Annotated in this window: 16 protein-coding genes; 12 read left to right on the top strand and 4 right to left on the bottom strand. The window is 71.2% G+C overall.

Annotated features, from left to right (window positions below; all coding sequences use genetic code 11):
• Positions 1-76: 76 nt before the first annotated feature.
• Both AB0F44_RS27100 and AB0F44_RS27095 read left to right on the top strand, forming a co-directional pair.
• Positions 77-1,447: a glycoside hydrolase family 16 protein gene (locus AB0F44_RS27100; RefSeq protein WP_357360020.1), complete on the top strand. Its 1,371-nt coding sequence runs from the start codon at positions 77-79 to the stop codon at positions 1,445-1,447.
• Positions 1,448-1,473: 26 nt separating this feature from the next.
• Complete coding sequence (locus AB0F44_RS27095; RefSeq protein WP_357360018.1) at positions 1,474-2,490, top strand: LacI family DNA-binding transcriptional regulator; 1,017 nt, start codon at positions 1,474-1,476, stop codon at positions 2,488-2,490.
• 10 nt (positions 2,491-2,500) lie between these two features.
• Here the strand turns inward: AB0F44_RS27095 and AB0F44_RS27090 are convergent, their stop codons facing one another.
• Positions 2,501-3,226, bottom strand: coding sequence for a response regulator (locus tag AB0F44_RS27090; RefSeq protein ID WP_357360016.1), 726 nt, complete (start codon positions 3,224-3,226; stop codon positions 2,501-2,503).
• On the bottom strand, positions 3,223-4,893 hold the full coding sequence (locus tag AB0F44_RS27085; protein ID WP_357360015.1) for an ATP-binding protein: 1,671 nt from the start codon (positions 4,891-4,893) through the stop codon (positions 3,223-3,225). The genes AB0F44_RS27090 and AB0F44_RS27085 overlap by 4 nt, the downstream gene beginning before the upstream one ends.
• Positions 4,894-5,095: 202 nt before the next feature.
• Here AB0F44_RS27085 and AB0F44_RS27080 point away from each other — a divergent pair, with 202 nt between their 5' ends.
• The 10 genes from AB0F44_RS27080 to AB0F44_RS27035 all read left to right on the top strand — a co-directional run bounded on the left by AB0F44_RS27080 (position 5,096) and on the right by AB0F44_RS27035 (position 14,068).
• Complete coding sequence (locus AB0F44_RS27080) at positions 5,096-6,043, top strand: tripartite tricarboxylate transporter substrate-binding protein (protein WP_357360013.1); 948 nt, start codon at positions 5,096-5,098, stop codon at positions 6,041-6,043.
• The gene (locus AB0F44_RS27075; RefSeq protein WP_357360011.1) at positions 6,040-6,570 is read left to right on the top strand and encodes a tripartite tricarboxylate transporter TctB family protein; all 531 of its coding nucleotides are present in this window, start codon (positions 6,040-6,042) and stop codon (positions 6,568-6,570) included. Before AB0F44_RS27080 ends, AB0F44_RS27075 begins: the two co-directional genes overlap by 4 nt.
• A 10-nt stretch (positions 6,571-6,580) precedes the next feature.
• Positions 6,581-8,104 carry a tripartite tricarboxylate transporter permease gene (locus tag AB0F44_RS27070; RefSeq protein ID WP_357360009.1) on the top strand — a complete coding sequence of 508 codons (1,524 nt, stop codon included), beginning with the start codon at positions 6,581-6,583 and terminating at the stop codon, positions 8,102-8,104.
• On the top strand, positions 8,104-8,526 hold the full coding sequence (locus tag AB0F44_RS27065; RefSeq protein ID WP_357360007.1) for a universal stress protein: 423 nt from the start codon (positions 8,104-8,106) through the stop codon (positions 8,524-8,526). Before AB0F44_RS27070 ends, AB0F44_RS27065 begins: the two co-directional genes overlap by 1 nt.
• Before the next feature lie 106 nt (positions 8,527-8,632).
• Positions 8,633-10,036 (top strand): 30S ribosomal protein S12 methylthiotransferase RimO, encoded by a 1,404-nt coding sequence (gene rimO / locus AB0F44_RS27060; protein ID WP_357360057.1) that lies wholly within the window; start codon positions 8,633-8,635, stop codon positions 10,034-10,036.
• 10 nt (positions 10,037-10,046) lie between these two features.
• A complete protein-coding gene (gene pgsA / locus AB0F44_RS27055) occupies positions 10,047-10,685 on the top strand; it encodes a CDP-diacylglycerol--glycerol-3-phosphate 3-phosphatidyltransferase (RefSeq protein ID WP_357360005.1) in 639 nt (212 codons plus the stop codon).
• A 154-nt stretch (positions 10,686-10,839) separates the two neighbouring features.
• Positions 10,840-12,813, top strand: a complete 1,974-nt coding sequence (locus AB0F44_RS27050) for an ExeM/NucH family extracellular endonuclease (protein ID WP_357360003.1) — start codon at positions 10,840-10,842, stop codon at positions 12,811-12,813.
• A 65-nt stretch (positions 12,814-12,878) separates the two neighbouring features.
• Positions 12,879-13,364, top strand: a complete 486-nt coding sequence (locus tag AB0F44_RS27045) for a CinA family protein (RefSeq protein WP_357360001.1) — start codon at positions 12,879-12,881, stop codon at positions 13,362-13,364.
• Positions 13,365-13,424: 60 nt separating this feature from the next.
• Positions 13,425-13,712, top strand: a complete 288-nt coding sequence (locus tag AB0F44_RS27040) for a helix-turn-helix transcriptional regulator (RefSeq protein ID WP_160022457.1) — start codon at positions 13,425-13,427, stop codon at positions 13,710-13,712.
• A 119-nt stretch (positions 13,713-13,831) separates the two neighbouring features.
• Positions 13,832-14,068 carry a hypothetical protein gene (locus AB0F44_RS27035; protein ID WP_350659076.1) on the top strand — a complete coding sequence of 79 codons (237 nt, stop codon included), beginning with the start codon at positions 13,832-13,834 and terminating at the stop codon, positions 14,066-14,068.
• A 3-nt stretch (positions 14,069-14,071) separates the two neighbouring features.
• On the opposite strand, the gene AB0F44_RS27030 is transcribed toward AB0F44_RS27035, so the two are convergent.
• Both AB0F44_RS27030 and AB0F44_RS27025 read right to left on the bottom strand, forming a co-directional pair.
• On the bottom strand, positions 14,072-14,824 hold the full coding sequence (locus tag AB0F44_RS27030; RefSeq protein ID WP_357359999.1) for a DNA-formamidopyrimidine glycosylase family protein: 753 nt from the start codon (positions 14,822-14,824) through the stop codon (positions 14,072-14,074).
• A 4-nt stretch (positions 14,825-14,828) separates the two neighbouring features.
• Positions 14,829-18,674, bottom strand: a 3,846-nt coding sequence (locus AB0F44_RS27025; protein ID WP_357359997.1) for a helicase-related protein, incomplete at its 5' end; no start/stop codon positions are given.

The following is an 18,674-nucleotide window of genomic DNA, read 5'->3' as shown; positions in this document are numbered from 1 at the left end:
TTTGGGACCATCATCCGAGAGAGCGCTCTCACGAGTCGCCAGGACTCATCGCTCATTCATCGGGAAGCGAGTCATCATGAGAAGTCTCAAGGCATTAGGAGCCGCTGTGATCGCGGCCGGCGTGGTCGCGGTGGCGATCCCGCTGACATCGTTCGGGCAGGCGTCGGAGGCGTCGGAGCCGGGCACCCCAGCAGGCTGGACCAAGGTGTGGAGCGACGACTTCACCGGTGCGGCCGGGTCGCGGATCAACACGAACAACTGGATCTACGACATCGGCCACTCCTACCCCGGCGGCGCTGCCAACTGGGGCACCGGGGAGATCGCGTACCACACCGATAGCACCCAGAACGTCTACCAGGACGGCAGCGGCAACCTCGTCATCAAGCCGATCCGCGACAGTGCCGGCAACTGGACCTCCGGCCGCATCGAGACCACCCGGACCGACTTCCAGCCGCCGTCCGGCGGCGTGCTCCGCGTCGAGGGCCGCATCCAGATGCCGAACGTCACCGGCGCGGCGGCCCAGGGCATCTGGCCGGCGTTCTGGATGCTGGGGGAGCCGTTCCGTGGCAACTACTGGAACTGGCCGGGCATCGGCGAGATCGACATCATGGAGAACGTCAACGGTGCCAACCAGGTCTGGGGCACGCTGCACTGCGGCACCTCGCCCGGCGGCCCGTGCAACGAGACCACCGGCCTCGGTGGGACCCTCCAGGGCTGCCCTGGCTCGACCTGCCAGTCGTCGTTCCATACCTACGCGATGGAGTGGGACCGCAGCACCAGTCCACAGCAGATCCGGTTCTACGTCGACAACACGCTCTACCACACGGTCCGCTCGGACCAGGTCGACGCGACGACCTGGAACAACGCGACCAACCACGGCTTCTTCATCATCCTCAACGTCGCGATCGGAGGCGGCTGGCCCGGCAACCCGACCTCGGCGACCGCCTCCGGCGTGCCGATGCTGGTCGACTACGTCGCGGTCTACTCCAAGGGCGGTGGCACCACCGAGCCGACCGACCCGCCCGCCCCGGGCAACCGGGACGCCTACTCCACGATCCAGGCCGAGTCGTACAACGCCCAGAGCGGCACTCAGATGGAGACGACCACCGACACCGGCGGCGGTCAGAACGTCGGCTACCTCAGCAACGGCGACTGGCTCCGCTACGACGGCGTGAACTTCGGCTCGAGCGCTGCCCGTACGTTCTCGGCGCGGGTCGCCTCCGGCGCGCCGGCGGGGGTCAGCGGCCTGGTCGAGGTACGCCTCGACAACGTGAACAACGCCCCGATCGGCAGCTTCTCGGTGGCCAACACCGGCGGCTGGCAGAGCTGGCGTACGGTCCCTGGCAGCATCAGCGGGGTGACCGGAACGCACACAGTGTTCCTGCGGTTCACCAGCGGACAGCCGGCCGACTTCGTCAACCTCAACTGGTTCACGTTCTCCCGGTGAGCTGTAGGAGAGGATAGGTTCCACTCATGAACGAGACCCCGGCCGGCCGGCCGACGCTGGAGACGGTGGCGCGGGCGGCCGGGGCCTCGCGAGCGACGGTCTCGCGCGTCGTCAACGGCTCCACGACGGTGCGCCCCGAGGTCGCCGAGAGCATCCGCCGGGCGATCGCCGACCTCGGCTACGTGCCGAACCCGGCGGCGCGGAGCCTGGTGACGCAGCGTACGGACTCCATCGCCCTGATCCTGCCGGAGTCCGCGACCCGGGTCTTCTCCGACGACGCCTTCTTCCCTGGCGTCATCCGGGGTGTCGGGGAGGCGCTGGAGAAGGCGGACAAGCAACTGGTGCTGCTGCTCGCCTCGACGCAGTCGAGCCACGACCGGATCCTGCGCTACGTGCACGGCCGCACCGTCGACGGCGTCGTGCTCGCCTCGATGCACGGCGCCGACACCCTGCCCGAGGAGCTGCGCGCGGCGGGCGTCCCGGTCGTTACGAGTGGGCGGCCGCTGGGCGAGGCGACGGTGCCGTACATCGACGTCGAGCACGCCAGCGGCGTGAAGGCGGCGATGGAACACCTCATCGGTCTCGGCCGCCGCCGGATCGCGACCATCTCCGGGCCGCAGGACATGGTCGCCGGGCGCGAGCGCCTGGCCGGCTACCTCACCGGGCTCGAAGCGCTGCCGGGAGCCGTGCCGCTGGTCGAGGAGGGTGACTTCATGCGCCAGTCCGGCATCGACGCGATGGAACGGCTGCTGCAGCGCGATCCCGGCATCGACGCCGTCTTCGCGGCCTCCGACCTGATGGCCGACGGCGCCCTGCGTACGCTGCGCCGGCTCGGCCGCCGGGTGCCCGACGACGTCGCGGTGATCGGGTTCGACGACGTCGAGGCGGCGCGGTTCACCGACCCGCCGCTGACGACGGTGCACCAGCCGATCCACGAGATCGGCACCCGCCTCGCCGAGCAGATCCTCCGCCTGGTGGCGGGGGAGGAGGTCGAGGCCTCGGTCGTGCTGCCGACGCGGCTGGTGATCCGCGAGTCCGCCTGAGGCAGGAGCCTCAGGCGTCACCCGCGCGGTAGCGCCGCTCGGGCCGTCCGGCGGTGCCGTAGTTGAGACGTACGCCGATCCGGCCCGTGCTCGCGAAGTGCTCGAGATAGCGGCGCGCGCTCACCCGGGAGACCCCGATCGCGTCGGCGCACTCGGTGGCGCTGAGCTCGCCGGCGGTCTGCAGCGCGGCCAGCACGGCCCGGGCGGTCTCGGCGCTGAGCCCCTTCGGCAGCCGCTCGCGGGCCTCCCGTGCGCCCTGGTGGCTGAAGACCTCGTCGATGCCGGCCTGGACCTCGTCGCGGTGCTCGGCACCCTTGGCTCCCTCGGCCCGCTGCCCGATGCGGGCGAGCGCCTCGCGGGAGCGGCGTACGTCATCGAGCCGGGCGGCCAGGTCCTCGAACGGGAACGGCTTGACCACGTAATGGGCGGCGCCACCGGCCGCGGCGGCGCGGACCGTGTCGGCCTCGCGGGCGGCGGTGATGACGATGACGTCTGCGTCGTCGCCTCGTCCGCGCAGCCGGCGCAGCAGCTCGATGCCGCTGAAGTCGGGAAGGTGGACGTCGAGCAGCAGCACGTCGGGGGAGAGGCGCGCGGTCTCCTCGAGTGCCTGGGAGCCGGTGGCGGCGACGCCGACCACGCGGAACCCCTCGACTCGCTCGACGAAGCGGGTGTGGATCGAGGCCACCATGAAGTCGTCCTCGACCACGAGCACGGTGAGCTCCGGTGCGGACGTCATCGGGCCTCCTCAGGGGCAGTGGTGGTGGGTGGTGAGAGTGGCGCGGCGCCCGGCAGGGTCGCGATGAAGACCGCTCCGGGGCGCTCCGCCGACCCGCTATTCTCCACCTCGACCTCGCCGCCGCGTGCACGGCACACCAGCTGGACCAGCGCGAGCCCGACACCGCGGCCGCTGTCGTCGCGCGGCTTGGTGCTGAAGCCGCGCCGGAAGATCTCGGGCAGGCGCTCGGCCGGCACGCCTCCGCCGGTGTCGGAGACGCGGACGGTCACGGTCTCACCCTCGGCCGTCAGGCGTACGCCGACCCGACCGTCGATCGGCCCGACCAGCGCGGCCGCGTCGACGGCGTTGTCGACCAGGTTGCCGAGGACGGTGACCACGTCGGCGGAGCCGTCGGGCGTGAGCCGCGGCAGCGCGCTCGACGTCTCCAGGTCGATGCTCACCCGCCGCTCGGCGGCCAGGCTGGCCTTGGCGATGAGCAGGGCGGCCACCGCGGGGTCGTCGATGCGGGAGGTGATGTGGTCGCTCAGCGCCGCCCGGCGCGCGGTCAGCCCGCTGACGAACTGGCCCACCTCGGCGTACTCCTCCAGCTCGAGGAGCCCGGTGATGGTGTGCAGCTGGTTGCTGAACTCGTGGGTCTGCGCCCGCAGGGTCTCGGTGACGCTCTCGCGGGCGTTGAGCTCGCTCTGCAGAGCCACCAGCTCGGTGCGGTCGCGCAGCGTGGTGACGGTGCCGGCGGGGCGGCCGTCGTGGTGGACCCGGTTGCGGTTGAGCACGAGCACGCGCTCGCCGGTGACCAGCGGCGCGTCGTGCACCTCCTCGGATCCGCTGAGCAGGGCGAGTGTCTCGGCGGGCAGGTCGAGCTCGTTGAGCCGGTGCCCGGTCGGGTCCGAGGTCAGCCCGAGCAGGTCGCGGGCGCTGTCGCTCATCAGGCTGACCCGCCCGTCGGCGCCGACGGCCAGCACCCCCTCGCGGATCGAGCGCAGCAGGCCTTCGCGGTGGTCGGCGAGGGCGGCGATGTCGCGGGGCTCCAGCCCACGCGTACGCCGCTTGATCAGCCGCGCCAGCAGCCACGAGCCCAGCACCCCGAGCGCGAGACCGGCGAGCAGCACGGTGAGGGCATCGGCCCAGGTGCGGGCGAGGCGCTCGGTCAGCGGCGGGTAGTCCTCGGTCACCACGACCACGCCGACCGGACGCGGCGCCTCGGCGTCCGCACCGGTCGAACCACCGCCGTAGACCGGGACCTGGGCGGCGATCGCGCGGCGGCCGGCATCGTCGATGTCGCCGGACCAGGCCCGGGTCGTCTCGCGCCGGCCCAGATCGAGGGTCTCGCCGACCCGGGTGGGGTCGGTGGCGACCAGGACGGTGCCGTCGAGCCCGGTGAGGTAGGCGGTGTCGGCCCCGGCGTCCGCGGCCCGGGTCTGCAGGTAGAAGCCCAGCGCCTGCCGGTCGGGAGTGCTGGTCAGCAGCCCGTCCTGGATCGCCGCGATCCCGGCCAGGCTCTCCGCGGCGGCGCGCAGCCGGTCCTCGCGGGAGTCACGGAAGTCGGCGTCGCTCTGCCGCAGGGAGACGATGCTGGTTGCCACGACGACGAGCAGCAGCACCGAGAGCTGCAGCAGCAGCACCTGCCCGGCCAGCGTCAGATGGCGGCGCGGTCCGCGTGACCACAAGTTACACAACCTCCTTTGGTTGCCGAATGGTGACGACGGTCACCCCGGCCTGTGAGCATCGCCACTGACCGTTTCATCCCTTGAGTCTGGAGGCCAGCCGTTGTCGACGCCGACATCGCAGTCCCCGCCCCGACCGCCGCTGCCCACGCAGCAGGGCCGGGCAGCGAGCATACGCCGTACCCGCGCCCTCGCCGTTGTGCTCGTGACCTGCCTGCTTGCCGCGGCATCGGCCTGCGGCGTGACCGGGGGCGCGGAGTCCCGCGACCTGGACATGTGGATCCCGAACAGCCCCGGTGGCGGCTATGACCAGACCGGCCGGGCGGCCGTGGGGGTCCTCGACCGCGACAACATGACCGGCGGCGACATCCAGGTGACCAACATCCTGGGCGCCGGCGGCTCCGTCGCGATGTCCCGCCTGATGAGCGAGGAGGGCAACGGCAACCTGCTCATGACCATCGGTCTTGGAGTCGTCGGCTCCACCTACTCCTTCGGCGTGGACGCCCGCCCCCAGGACGCCACCCCGATCGCCCAGCTCATCGAGGAGCAGGAGGGCGTGCTGGTTCCGGCCGACTCGCCGTTCAAGACCATCGACGACCTGGTGAAGGCCTGGGCCGAGGACCCCGAGTCCATCGTGGTCGGCGGCGGCTCCTCGCCCGGTGGCCCCGACCACCTCTTCCCGATGCAGCTGGCCGAGGCCACCGGCATCGACCCGAAGAAGGTCAAGTACGTCCCGTACGACGGCGGTGGCCCGCTCACCAGCGCGCTGCTGGGTCAGAAGATCGACGTCGGCTTCTCCGGTCTCGCCGAGTTCGAGGGCCAGGTGGAGGCCGGTGAGCTGCGAGTCCTGGCCGTCTCGGGCGACGAGCGCGGCACCGGCGTCTTCGCCGACGCGCCCACGCTGACCGAGAGCGGCATCGACCTGGTCTTCCTCAACTGGCGCGGCGTACTCGCCCCGCCGGGCATCAGCGAAAAGCGCCGGCAGGAGCTGATCGACCTGCTCACCCGGATGCACGACTCGAAGCAGTGGCAGCAGGCGCTGAAGGACAACGGCTGGACCGACGCCTTCGTCACCGGCGACGACTTCCACGACCTGCTGGTCGAGCAGGACCAGCGCGTCGCCTCGACCCTGAAGGAGCTGGACCTGCTGTGAGCGTCCACGAAACCGAAACCCAACCCCCGGAGCCCAAGAGCCCCGCGCGAAAGGTCGACGTCGCCCAGTACGGCCTGGCCCTGTTCCTGGTCGTAGTCGGGATCTACACCGTCATCGACGCCACCGGCCTGGAGGTCGGCTTCGCCGACCCGGTCGGCCCCCGCGTCTTCCCGTACGTCATCGGCGCCGGCCTCGTCCTGGTCGGTGTGCTGCTGGCGGTCGCCACCGCCCGCGGCTCCCAGCCGGAGCCCGAGGAGGGCGAGGACGTCGACCTGAGCTCGTCGGCCGACTGGCTGACCGTCCTCAAGCTGGTCGCGGTCCTGCTGTTCACGGTCGCGACCGTGAACCTGCTCGGCTGGGCGATCTCGGGCGCCGTGCTGTTCGCCGGCGCCGCCTGGTCCCTCGGCAGCCGCACGCTCGTGCGCGACGTGATCGTCGGGCTCGTCCTGGCGGTCGCCAGCTGGTACGCCTTCTACGTCGGTCTGGGCATCCCGCTCACCCCTGGCGTACTCGACGGGATCCTGTGAGGACTGACTGATGGAGAACTTCGAACTTCTCATGGGCGGACTCGAGTCCGCCCTGACCCCGATGAACCTGCTCTACGCCGCCATCGGCGTGCTGCTGGGCACCTTCGTCGGCGTGCTGCCCGGCATCGGGCCGGCGATGGCCATCGCGCTGCTGCTGCCCGTGACGTACCGGCTCGAACCGACCAGCGCGTTCATCATGTTCGCCGGCCTCTACTACGGCGGCATGTACGGCGGCTCCACCACCTCGATCCTGCTGAACACACCGGGGGAGTCCGCCTCGGTGATGACGGCGCTGGAGGGCAACCGGATGGCCAGAGCGGGGCGTGGCGCGCAGGCGCTGGCCACCGCCGCGGTCGGCTCGTTCGTCGCCGGCACCATCGGCACCATCCTGGTGGCCTTCTTCTCGCCGGCCCTGGCCGACGTGGCCGTCAACCTGGGTGCGCCCTCGTACTTCGCGCTGATGGTCCTGGCGCTGGTCATGACCACGACGGTGCTCGGCACCTCGGCCCTGCGCGGCTTCGCGGCGCTGTTCCTCGGCCTGACGATCGGCCTGGTCGGTCTCGACCTCAACACCGGCCAGCCGCGGCTCACCTTCGGCGTGACCCAGCTCGTCGACCGGCTCGACATCGTGGTCGTCGCGGTCGGCATCTTCGCCCTCGGCGAGGCGCTGTGGGTGGCCGCCCACCTGCGCCGGCGCCCGGCGCACGTGGTCCCGGTCGGCCGGCCCTGGCTGTCGCGTGACGACTGGGGGCGCTCCTGGAAGCCGTGGCTGCGCGGCACCGCCTTCGGGTTCCCGTTCGGCGCGCTTCCTGCCGGTGGCGCCGAGATCCCGACGTTCCTCTCGTACCTGACCGAGCGGAAGCTCTCCAAGCGCGGCGACTTCGGCCGCGGCGCGATCGAGGGTGTCGCCGGGCCGGAGGCGGCCAACAACGCCTCGGCCGCCGGGATGTTCGTGCCGATGCTGGCTCTCGGCCTGCCGGTGACCGCCACGGCCGCGGTGATGCTCTCCGCGCTCCAGGGCTACGGCATCACCCCGGGACCGCAACTGATGACCGACCACGCCGACCTGGTGTGGACGCTGCTGGCCAGCCTCCTGATCGGCAACACCCTGCTGCTGGTGCTCAACCTGCCGCTGGCGCCGCTGTGGGCCCGGCTGCTGCGGATCCCGCGTCCGCAGCTCTACGCAGGCATCCTGTTCTTCGCCTGCCTGGGTGCGTACGCCACCAACCTGGACCCGTTCGACATCGGGCTGCTGCTCGCCTTCGGTCTGCTCGGGCTGATGATGCGCCGCTTCGGTCTGCCCGTCCTGCCGCTGATCCTGGGCGTCATCCTGGGGCCGCTGATGGAGACGAAGCTGCGTGAGGCGCTGACGATCTCGGGTGGTGACTACGGTGTGTTGCTGAGCGAGCCGCTCGCGGTGGTCATCTACATCCTGATCGCGCTGTTCATCCTGGGCCGGCCGTTCATCGCCCGGGTCCGGGCACGGGCCGAGCAGTCGGCCGACGTCGAGGACGAGAAGGAGCTGGTGAAGTGATGAGTGAGACTCCCGCAGGTGGCTGGGTGGTCGTGGCGTGGGCGCCCGACGTCTACGGGTCGGTCGCCCTGGACTGGGCGCTCGCCGACGCCGAGCGTCGCGACCGTGGCGTCGTGGTCGTCAACGCATCGCGGGGCGACGCCCTGGTCGATGACCGCTACGCCTTCGACGAGCAGCTCGGCGAGCTCGAACGCCGGCTCACCGAGTCGGGCCGGCTCCACGAGATCCGGCAGTCCATCGACCCGGACGTCGCCGGCGCTGTCCTCGACGCCGCCGAGCAGCTCGACGCCAAGCTGGTCGTGGTCGGTCTGCGGCGGCGTACGCCGGTCGGCAAGCTGCTGATGGGCAGCGTCGCGCAGCGGATCCTGCTCGGTGCGTCCTGCCCGGTCCTCTCCGTCAAGCCGGGCTCCGTGCCCGACTGATCGCCCCTCCACGGCGCGAGGGTTCGGTGTCCGGGGCGTGTGCCCGTCATACTTCACGGTGATGAGCACAGCCACCGAACCCTCCGCCGAGACCGCCCAGCCACTCCTGTCGGTCGCCATGGTGACCCTCGGGTGCACCCGCAACGAGGTGGACTCCGAGGAGCTCGCCGGCCGGCTGACGGCCGGGGGCTTCCGGCTGGTCGCCGACCCGGACGAGGCCGACACCGTGGTCGTCAACACCTGCGGCTTCGTCGAGCAGGCGAAGAAGGACTCGGTCGACACGCTGCTCGAGGCCGCCGATCTCAAGGAGACCGGCAAGACGCAGGCCGTCGTCGCGGTCGGCTGCATGGCCGAGCGTTACGGCAAGGACCTGGCCGCCGAGCTCCCCGAGGCCGACGCGGTGCTCGGGTTCGACGACTACCCCGACATCGCCGCCAAGCTGCGCTCCATCCTCAGCGGCGAGACCCACCACCCGCACACGCCCCAGGACCGGCGTCTGCTGCTCCCGATCTCCCCGGTCGAGCGCGACGCCTCGGCCATCTCGGTCCCCGGCATGGCCGCGGTCGACCAGGTGCCCGGTTTCGCGGGACGTACGCGGCTCGACGACGCCCCGTGGGCGCCGCTGAAGCTGGCCAGCGGCTGCGACCGGCGCTGCACCTTCTGCGCGATCCCGCAGTTCCGCGGCTCGTTCGTGTCGCGGCGCCCCTCCGACGTCCTCCACGAGGGCCAGTGGCTGGCCCAGCAGGGCGTCAAGGAGCTCTTCCTGGTCTCGGAGAACTCCACCTCCTACGGCAAGGACTTCGGCGACATCCGGCTCCTCGAGACGCTCCTGCCGGAGCTGGGCGCCATCGACGGCATCGAGCGCGTACGCGTCTCCTACCTGCAGCCTGCCGAGACCCGGCCCGACCTGCTGAAGGTCATCGCCACCACGCCGGGCGTGACGCCCTACTTCGACCTGAGCTTCCAGCATGCCTCCAACGCCGTCCTGCGGCGGATGAAGCGGTTCGGCGACCCGGAGAGCTTCCTGGGCCTGCTCGAGCAGATCCGCGGCTACGCGCCCGAGGCCGGGGTGCGGTCCAACGTCATCGTCGGCTTCCCCGGTGAGACCGAGGAGGACCTCGAGATCCTCACCGACTTCCTGGTCGCAGCGCGCATGGACGTCACCGGCGTCTTCGGCTACTCCGACGAGGAGGGCACCGAGGCCGCCGGCTTCGACGAGTCGCTCAAGCTGGACGCCGACGAGATCCGCGCCCGCGTCGAGCACGTCAACGAGCTCGTCGAGGAGCTCACCGCCCAGCGCGCCGAGGAGCGGATCGGGGAGCAGGTCGTCGTGCTCGTCGAGGAGGTCGAGGACGGTGAGATCCTCGGCCGGTCCGCCCACCAGGGGCCCGAGGTCGACGGGATGACCTCCCTCGAGGGAGACGTCGAGGGCGTACGTCCGGGCGATCTCGTCAGCGCGACCGTCATCGCCTCCGAAGGCGTTGACCTGGTCGCGACGGTGAACGGTTAAGGTGCAGCCCGTGAACGCCCAGCCGAACGATGACGCCACTGCCGTGAAGACGAGCAACTGGAACGTACCCAACGCGCTGACCACGCTGCGGATCCTCGCGGTGCCGTTCTTCGCGTGGGCGCTGCTGGCTGACGGCGGCGACAACCCGACGCTGCGCTGGGTCTCCTTCGTCATCTTCGCGCTGGCGATGATCACCGACAAGATCGACGGCGACCTGGCCCGCAAGCACAACCTGATCACCGACTTCGGCAAGATCGCCGACCCGATCGCCGACAAGGCGGTCACCGGGATGGCCTTCATCGGCCTCTCGATCGTCGGCGACGTCTGGTGGTGGGTGACCATCATCGTGCTGCTGCGCGAGTGGAGCGTCACGCTGCTGCGCCTCTCGGTGCTCAAGAAGATCGTGATCGCCGCCGACCAGCTCGGCAAGATCAAGACCACGGTGCAGGCGGTCGCTCTCGGCGGCCTGCTGCTGCCGCTCCCGCACGGATCGGCCCACGGCGGCGCCTTCGGTGACGCCCTGGTCTGGGAGCTGCTCTTCTACGCCTTCCAGATCTGCCTCGCGGTCGCGGTGGCGCTGACGATGTGGTCGGGTGCGCAGTTCTTCCACGGCGTGTGGAAGCAGCGCGCCGCTCTCCGCTCCTCGTAGTTCTCCAATTTCGGGTAGTTGTAACTCCGTTACCGGACGTTCATCCAAGATCCCCGCCGCGAGGGCGTACGCCGCGTTATGGTCGCGTGGTTTCGGTCGGTGCTGAATCGGGCAGACCGCCCATCGCCTTCTACTTCCATGCGGGGAGTCATCCATGTTCTCAGCACGTCAGGTGCTCGGTTCGGTGGTCGGCCTGACGGCCGCCGTCGCCGGCATCGGAGCGGTCGCCATCCCGACCGCGCGCGCCGCCACGACGGCCGAGGCCGTCACCATCGCCGACATCCAAGGCACCGGCACCGCCAGCCCGCTCGTCGGACAGACCGTCACGACCAGCGGCATCGTCACCGCGGCCTACCCCTCGGGCGGCTTCTTCGGCTTCTACCTCCAGACTCCTGGCACGGGCGGATCGCTCGACCTCGGGTCCCACGATGCCTCCGACGCCGTCTTCGTCTACCAGCCCCGCTCGGCGGGTGCCGTCACGGTCAAGCCGGGCGACGCGGTGACCGTGACCGGTGAGGTCACCGAGTACGCCGGGCTGACCGAGGTGTCCGTGCCCACGGCCGCCGACATCGTCACCGACGGCACCGGGTCGATCGATCCGGTCGTGTCGCAGTGGCCGGCGACCGCCGCGCAGAAGGAGTCGCTGGAGGGCATGCTCTTCGCGCCCCAGGGCGACGTCACTGTGAGCAACACCTACGGCGTCGAGAACTTCGGCGAGCTCGGTCTCGCCCAGGGCGACCGTCCGTTGCTCCAGCCCACCGAGGTGGCCCGTCCCGGGTCGGCCGAGGCCGAGGCCGTCGAGGCCGACAACGCCGCTCGCGGGATCGTGCTCGACGACGGCTCCTCGACCACGCTGCGCCCGCCGACGAGCCGGACGATCCCGTACGTCTCCAACACCTCGCCCGTCGTGGTCGGTGCCTCCGTCGACTTCCGTGGCCCGGTGATCCTCTCCCAGGGCGGCTCGCCCTCGGCGCCGACCTACCGCCTCCAGCCAACCCAGGTCGCCACCGCCGACCCGGCGTCGTGGCCGGCTGACTTCGAGGACGTACGCACCGACGCCCCCGACGAGCGCAAGATCGGCCGTCACGCCGACGTGAAGATCGCCTCGTTCAACGTGCTCAACTACTTCACCACGCTCGGCGATGCCAACGACGACAACGTCGGTGACGGTGGCTGCACCTCCTTCAAGGACCGCGCCGGCGACGGCAACAGCGTCAGCGGCGGTTGCGACCAGCGCGGTGCCTGGGACCCGGCCGACTTCGGTCGCCAGCAGTCGAAGATCGTCTCCGCGATCAACGCGCTCGACGCCGACGTAATCGGCCTGATGGAGATCGAGAACTCCGCCCGCCTGGGCGAGACCCGGGACGAGGCGACCAACTCGCTGGTCGCCGCGCTCAACACGGCCGCCGGGCGCAAGGTCTGGACGGCCAACCCGTCCTCGGCCGAACTGCCCGACGCGTCCGGCTCCGACGTGATCACCAACGCGATCATCTACAAGCGCTCGGCCGTACGCCGCATCGGTGAGGCCCGCGCGCTGGGCGACCAGAGCGGCGACGACCAGGCCTTCGGCAACGCCCGCGAGCCCATCGGCCAGATCTTCAAGCCCGCCGACGGCGGCGCGCCGTTCCTCTTCGTGGTCAATCACTTCAAGTCGAAGGGCTCGCCCGGCCCGTGGCCGGGCGACGGCGACACCGGCGACGGCCAGGGTGCCTCCAACGAGTCGCGGGTCCGCCAGGCCACCGCGCTGGTCTCCTGGGTCTCCTCGATCCGTTCCCAGACCGGGGTCACCGACGTCGCGCTCGCCGGAGACTTCAACTCCTACACCCAGGAGGACCCGATGCAGGTCCTCTACGAGGCCGGCTACGCCGACTCCGAGACGCTCAGCGGCAACGAGGAGTACAGCTACTCCTTCTCGGGCCTGGCCGGATCGCTCGACCACGTGCTGCTCAACCGGCACGCCCAGCGCCGCTTCACCGGCTCCGACATCTGGGGGATCAACTCGGGTGAGTCCCTGCTGATGGAGTACAGCCGCTACAACTACACCGGTGCCGATCTGCACACCGACTCGCCGTACCGCTCCTCCGACCACGACCCCGTCGTCGTCGGTCTGGAGCGCAACGCGAGCTAGCGACTGGCGGAAAGCACGGCGCGGCCCGGTCACCGATGTGGTGACCGGGCCGCTACCTTTTCCTTATGGCAGCAGTCGATGATCTCCATGCCGCTCTGCGCGACGCCGACGCCACCGTGGCGACCGCCGAGTCCCTGACCGCCGGCCGCCTGGCCGCGCTGCTCACCGACCCACCGGGTGCCTCGAAGACGTTTCGCGGGGGTTTCGTGACGTACGCGACGGAGCTGAAGCACACCCTCCTGGGTGTCCCCGTCTCGGTGATCGAGACCGTCGGAGTGGTCTCCGCGGAGTGCGCTGCGGCGATGGCCGCGGGGGCGCGGGAGCGCTCGGGGGCGACGTACGGGCTCGCGACCACGGGTGTGGCCGGGCCCGAGGAGCAGGAGGGAAAGCCCGTCGGGACGGTCTATGTGGGCCTTTCCGGTCCGCACGGTGAAACAACGACGCTTCTCGGACTGTCGGGCTCGCGCATGGAGATCCAGCGTGATACGTGTTTGTTCGCTGTTGATGAACTACTCGGACTACTTCGGCGGGAACATCGAGGGGTCAGGTAGCGTTGGAGCCAGACGTCACCCAGATGTCGGTGACTTGTGAACTGTAGGAGGCTGACCGCAATGGTGCTCTTCCGTCGACTTCTCGGCGAGGTGCTTCGTGCCCAGCGGCTGGAGCGTGGGATGACCCTGCGCGAGGTCTCCGCGCAGGCGCGAGTCAGCCTCGGCTACATCTCCGAGGTCGAGCGTGGCCAGAAGGAAGCCTCCTCCGAGCTCCTCGCCTCGCTCTGCAGCGCCCTCGACGTCGCTCTCTCCGACGTCCTTCGCGACGTCTCCCACGCTGTTGCGGTCGAAGAGGCCACCATCCTCCGGATGCCGGTCCGCGCCGCGGCCGACGCCGCCGCTGCTTGATTCTCTCCCCAATCTGGGGGAGTTTTCATCACCGGTGTCTCAACGCCGGCTGTTCCGTCTCCTTGCCGATGTGAGCCCACCACGGGCCCGCGCATTCATGGGGAGATGGTGCGATGAGCATGGCAGTCGATAACGAGCTTCCAGACCTGACGGTGCCCTCACCGTGTGTCGAGGGCGACGCGCATTCTCCCGACCTGCTCGAGGCCGAGCTCTTCGGGCTGGAGGAGACCCTGAACATCCTTCGCGACGAGTTCACCTCGGTCGCTCCCGGCGAGCGGACGCACGTCGCTCGCCACATGCGTGACACGCGGGTCCGGATCGCCCAGATCAGGCTGCGGCTGCTGCACGGCTGCTAGGCGCTAGGCCTGGCAGTTCGCGCAGTAGTAGGCCGGGCGCTCCTTGCCCGGGGGGCCGACCTTGGCGACGGTCACGGTGCCGCCGCAGCGCCGGCAGGCCCGGCGACCATAGACCCACATCTGCCGCGAGCGCGACCAGTCGGCCTGCATCAGGTCACGGGTGCGCTGGAGGATGCGGGGGAGTCGGTCGCCGGCCTCCGCGACCGGACGCAGCGGGTTGATCCCGGCGATGAAGCAGGTCTCGGCGGCGTAGATCGTGCCGATCCCGGCCAGGTTGGTCTGGTCGCGCAGGGCGTCGAAGAGTGGCCGCTCGGGTTGCCGGGCGAGGCGTTCGAGGGCCGTGTCGGGGTCCCAGTCGTCGGCGAGGATGTCCGGGCCGAGGTGGGCGACCAGTCGCTCCTCCTGGTCGCGTGGGACGAGCTCGACGATGCCGAGGAGGAAGCCGACCGCCTCGGTCTTCTCGGTGCGGAGCACCACCCGCGCCTGGAAGCCGGGCTTCGGCCAGCGCCGGCCCGCCTCGAAGACGCGCCAGGACCCCTCCATCTTCAGGTGGGTGTGCAGCGTCCACTCGCCGGTGCGGTGGTCGATCCGGGTCAGCAGGTGCTTGCCGCGGGCCACCGTCTCGCGGACGGTGCCGCCGGACAGGTCTGCCGTGGCCAGCTGCGGCACCCGGAAGTCCGTACGCGTCAGCACCTGCCCCGCCAGCCCCTTGTCGAGCCTGCGGGCGGTCCGGAGCACCGCGTCACCCTCGGGCACGGGCTCACCTGCTCGGTGAGGTCAGGCGCAGGCCGCGCGGGGTGGCGATGAAGCCGGCGTACTGGAGCGCCTGGCGCAGCGGGGTGTCGCCGGAGCCGAGCAGTGGGGCGCCATCTGCCTTCTCCACCGTGAGCCGTCCCAGCGCCCCCCGGCGGACCGCGTCGGCGAGCGCCTCGGCACCGGGCTCGAGGAGGTTGGGGTCCTCGGACCAGGTCAGCAGGGTGCGGCCGCCGCGCTCGACGTACATCGCCAGCTCGCCGTCGACCAGCACCACGATCGCGCCCGCCTTGCGACCGGGCCGGTGGCCCTCCTCCGAGGCCGGCCAGGGGAGGGCCGCGCCGTAGGGGTTCGCGGGGTCGGTCGCGGCGAGCGCGAGGGCGACCGGCTTGTCGCTGGACTCGACCCGAGAGAACGTACGCAGCCGATCGACCGATCCCGCGGTGCCGAACTGGGCCGCGCCCAGGCCCTCGATGAAGTAGCCGCGGCGGGCCCGGCCGGACTCCTCGAACGCGCTGAGCACCTTGTAGACGGCGGCGAACCCTCCGGGGGTGCGCTCGGACTGGACCGCACCGCGGGTGACCACACCGTGGCGGTCCAGGAGTCGCTCGGCCGCGGCGTGGGCGCGCTTGGTCGGGTCGGGATCGGGCTCGGGCAGGATCGTCCAGCGCCCGGCCGTCTCCGGGAGACCGGCCCGCGCAGGCATCCGCGCATTGCCGGTGTAGCGACCGCCGCGGGCGCGCGGCGGTGGCCGCCGCGAGCGGTGCGACGGCGTGCCGGAACGGGTCAGCGCCCGCAGTGGCAGCAGGGTGTCGTTGCTGACCCGCCCCGCCCAGACCAGCTCCCACAGCGCCGCGCTCAGGTCGGCGTCGCTCGGGGTCTTCTCGCTTTCGGCCGCCACCGTCCGGGCGAGCTGGTGGAAGAACCAGGCGCCGCCGGGCTCCAGAGCCTCGAGGAGCAGTTCGGCGAGCGGTCCCGGCGACATCTCGGTGGGCGGCGGCAGGGTCAGCTCCGCGGTGTCGGCCGGGTGTAGCGAGACCCAGCCGTCGGTGCCGGGGAGGGTTCCGTGGCCGGCCCAGAGCACCTCGCCGCCGGAGGTCAGCTCGTCGAGGAACGCCGGCTCGTAGTCCACCACCCGGGCCGGCAGGATCAGGGTCTCCAGGGCGCTGGCTGGGACGGGGCAGCCGGCCAGCTGGTCGACCACGCTCAGTACGCCGTCGACCCCACGCAGCGCGCCCTTGCGTACGGACGCCTTCTGCCACGCCGGGAGGAACCTGCCCAGCGCCGCCGGCTCGACGGGCTCGACCTCCTTGCGCAGCCGCGCCAGCGAGCGTCGGCGCAGCATCCGGAGCACGTCGGCGTCACACCACTCCAGCCCGCTCCCGCCGGGCCGGAACTCCCCGTCGAGCACCCGCCCGCGCGCCGAGAGCCGCGCCAGGGCGTGCCGTACGACCGCCTCGCCCAGCCCCAGCCGCGAGGCCACATCGGCGGCGGTGAACGGACCGTGCGAGCGCGCGTACCGCGAGACCAGGTCGCCGACCGGGTCCTCGACAGGCTCTGTGAAGGCCGAGGGTACGCCCGGAGGGACCGCCACCCCCAGCCCGTCCCTGAGCCTGGCCACATCCTCGACCACCGCCCACCGAGCCTCCCCGGCCACCCGCACCTCGACGACCCGCCGAGCCGTGGCGAGATCTGCGAGCAAGTCAGGCACCCCACTGCCCTCGCTGGTCGAGCCGGATTCGTGAGGAACGAGCGAATCCGGCTCGAGACCAACAGGGTCCCGGTCGGCGCTCGGATCGACTGTGTTGGTCTCGACACGCTCGCTGGCGCTCGCGGCTCGACCAGCGGAAATTGGTTCGGTCCTCGAGGTGATCTCTTCGAGGGTCAGCGGGCCGATGGTGCGGATGAGGTCGGTGATGCCTTCGGCGCCTCGAGCCTTACGGCCAGGGGCGAGGCGCTGAAGCTCGGACTCGACCTCGGCGAGGACCTCGGGGTCCAGGAGCTCGCGGAGCTCGGCGCGGCCGAGCAGCTCGGCGAGGAGGCCCTGGTCGAGGGTGAGCGCGGCGGCGCGGCGCTCGGCGAGGGGCGAGTCGCCCTCGTAGAGGAACTGGGCGACGTAGCCGAACAGCAGCGACTGGGCGTAGGGCGAGGGGCTCGGGGTGGCGACGTCGACGATCGAGATCTCGCGCCGCTCGACGCGTCGCAGGAGGCCGACGAGGGAGGGGAGGTCGTAGACGTCGCGGAGGCACTCGCGTACGGCCTCGAGGATGATCGGGAAGCTCGGGTACTGCGAGGCGACCTCGAGCAGGGCGGCGGAGCGCTGGCGCTGCTGCCACAGCGGCGAGCGACGGCCGGGGTCGCGACGGGGCAGGAGCAGGGCTCGCGCGGCGCACTCGCGGAATCGGCTGGCGAACAGCGCCGACCCGCCGACCTCGGTGGTGACCAGGTCCTCGATCTCGTCGGGCTCGAAGACGATGATCTCGCCGGTCGGCGCCTCGGCATCGGTGTCGGGGAGCCGGATCACGATGCCGTCGTCGCTGTCGATCGCCTGCCCGTCGACCCCGTAGCGCTCCCGGATCCGCGCGTTGATCGCCAGCGCCCACGGTGCGTGGACCGGGCGGCCGTAGGGGGAGTGGACCACCAGCCGCCAGTCGCCGAGCTCGTCGCGGAAGCGCTCGACGACGATGTTGCTGTCGGAGGGGAGGACGTTGGTGGCTTCGGCCTGCTCGTGCAGGTAGGTGACGAGGTTGGCGGCCGCATAGGCGTCCAGGCCGTCCTCCTGGGCTCGCGCCTCCGCCTTCTTCGCGGGAAGCGCGGCGAGCTCGCGGGTGTAGGCGCCGACGGCCTCGCCGAGCTCGGCGGGCCGGCCGAGCGAGTCGCCCTTCCAGAACGGCAGGCGCCCGGGGATGCCGGGAGCCGGGGTCACCAGCACCCGGTCGTGGGTGATGTCCTCGATCCGCCAGCTCGTGGCGCCGAGCGCGAAGACGTCGCCGACCCGGGACTCGTAGACCATCTCCTCGTCGAGCTCGCCGACACGCCTTCCGACGCCCTCGCCGACCAGATAGACCCCGAAGAGCCCGCGGTCGGGGATGGTGCCGCCGCTGGTGACGGCCAGCCGCTGCGCCCCCGGACGCCCGGTCACGGTCCCGGCGACCCGGTCCCACACGATGCGCGGCCGCAGCTCGGCGAACTCCTCGCTCGGATAGCGCCCGGCGAGCAGGTCGAGGGTGGCGTCGTAGGCGGAGCGGGGGAGGGTCGCGTACGACGCCGTCCTCCTGACCATCGTGAACAGCTCGTCGACGTCCCAGGTGTCCAGCGCGGTGGCGGCGACGATCTGCTGGGCGAGTACGTCGAGGGGGTTGGCCGGGAGGCTCATCGACTCGATCAGGCCCTGCCGCATCCGCTGCACGCTGACCGCGGTCTGGGCGAGGTCGCCGCGATGCTTCGGGAAGAGTACGCCGCGGGACACCTCGCCGACCTGGTGACCGGCTCGCCCGACGCGCTGGAGAGCGGAGGCGACGCTGGGCGGAGACTCGATCTGGACGACGAGGTCGACCGCACCCATGTCGATGCCGAGCTCGAGGCTGGAGGTCGCGACCACCGCTGGCAGCCGGCCGGACTTGAGGTCGTCCTCGATCAGAGCGCGCTGCTCCTTGGACACGCTGCCGTGGTGAGCCTTGGCGATCACCTGGGCCGCGCCGTGCGACTGCCCCGACTGCGCCATCACCTGGGCAGGTGGCCCGCCGCTGGTCGAGCCGCCGGAGCCGCTCCGGGCCAGGTGGCCGGCGACGGTCTGTACGGCCTCGGTCGGAGTGCGGTCGAGCACCACGGCCACTGCGGTGGAGCGGTTGGC

Source organism: Nocardioides sp. NPDC023903 (assembly GCF_040639295.1).
Lineage (GTDB): Bacteria > Actinomycetota > Actinomycetes > Propionibacteriales > Nocardioidaceae > Nocardioides.
Note: the sequence above shows the minus strand (reverse complement) of the source record. Positions and strands in the feature narration are given on the sequence as shown.

Bases quoted from the DNA above. Each gene is read 5' to 3' on its own strand.
- AB0F44_RS27100 (WP_357360020.1), top strand. From the start codon at position 77: ATGAGAAGTCTCAAGGCATTAGGAGCCGCTGTGATCGCGGCCGGCGTG.
- AB0F44_RS27095 (WP_357360018.1), top strand. From the start codon at position 1,474: ATGAACGAGACCCCGGCCGGCCGGCCGACGCTGGAGACGGTGGCGCGG.
- AB0F44_RS27090 (WP_357360016.1), bottom strand. From the start codon at position 3,226: ATGACGTCCGCACCGGAGCTCACCGTGCTCGTGGTCGAGGACGACTTC.
- AB0F44_RS27070 (WP_357360009.1), top strand. From the start codon at position 6,581: ATGGAGAACTTCGAACTTCTCATGGGCGGACTCGAGTCCGCCCTGACC.
- AB0F44_RS27065 (WP_357360007.1), top strand. From the start codon at position 8,104: ATGAGTGAGACTCCCGCAGGTGGCTGGGTGGTCGTGGCGTGGGCGCCC.
- AB0F44_RS27050 (WP_357360003.1), top strand. From the start codon at position 10,840: ATGTTCTCAGCACGTCAGGTGCTCGGTTCGGTGGTCGGCCTGACGGCC.
- AB0F44_RS27045 (WP_357360001.1), top strand. From the start codon at position 12,879: ATGGCAGCAGTCGATGATCTCCATGCCGCTCTGCGCGACGCCGACGCC.
- AB0F44_RS27040 (WP_160022457.1), top strand. From the start codon at position 13,425: ATGGTGCTCTTCCGTCGACTTCTCGGCGAGGTGCTTCGTGCCCAGCGG.
- AB0F44_RS27035 (WP_350659076.1), top strand. From the start codon at position 13,832: ATGGCAGTCGATAACGAGCTTCCAGACCTGACGGTGCCCTCACCGTGT.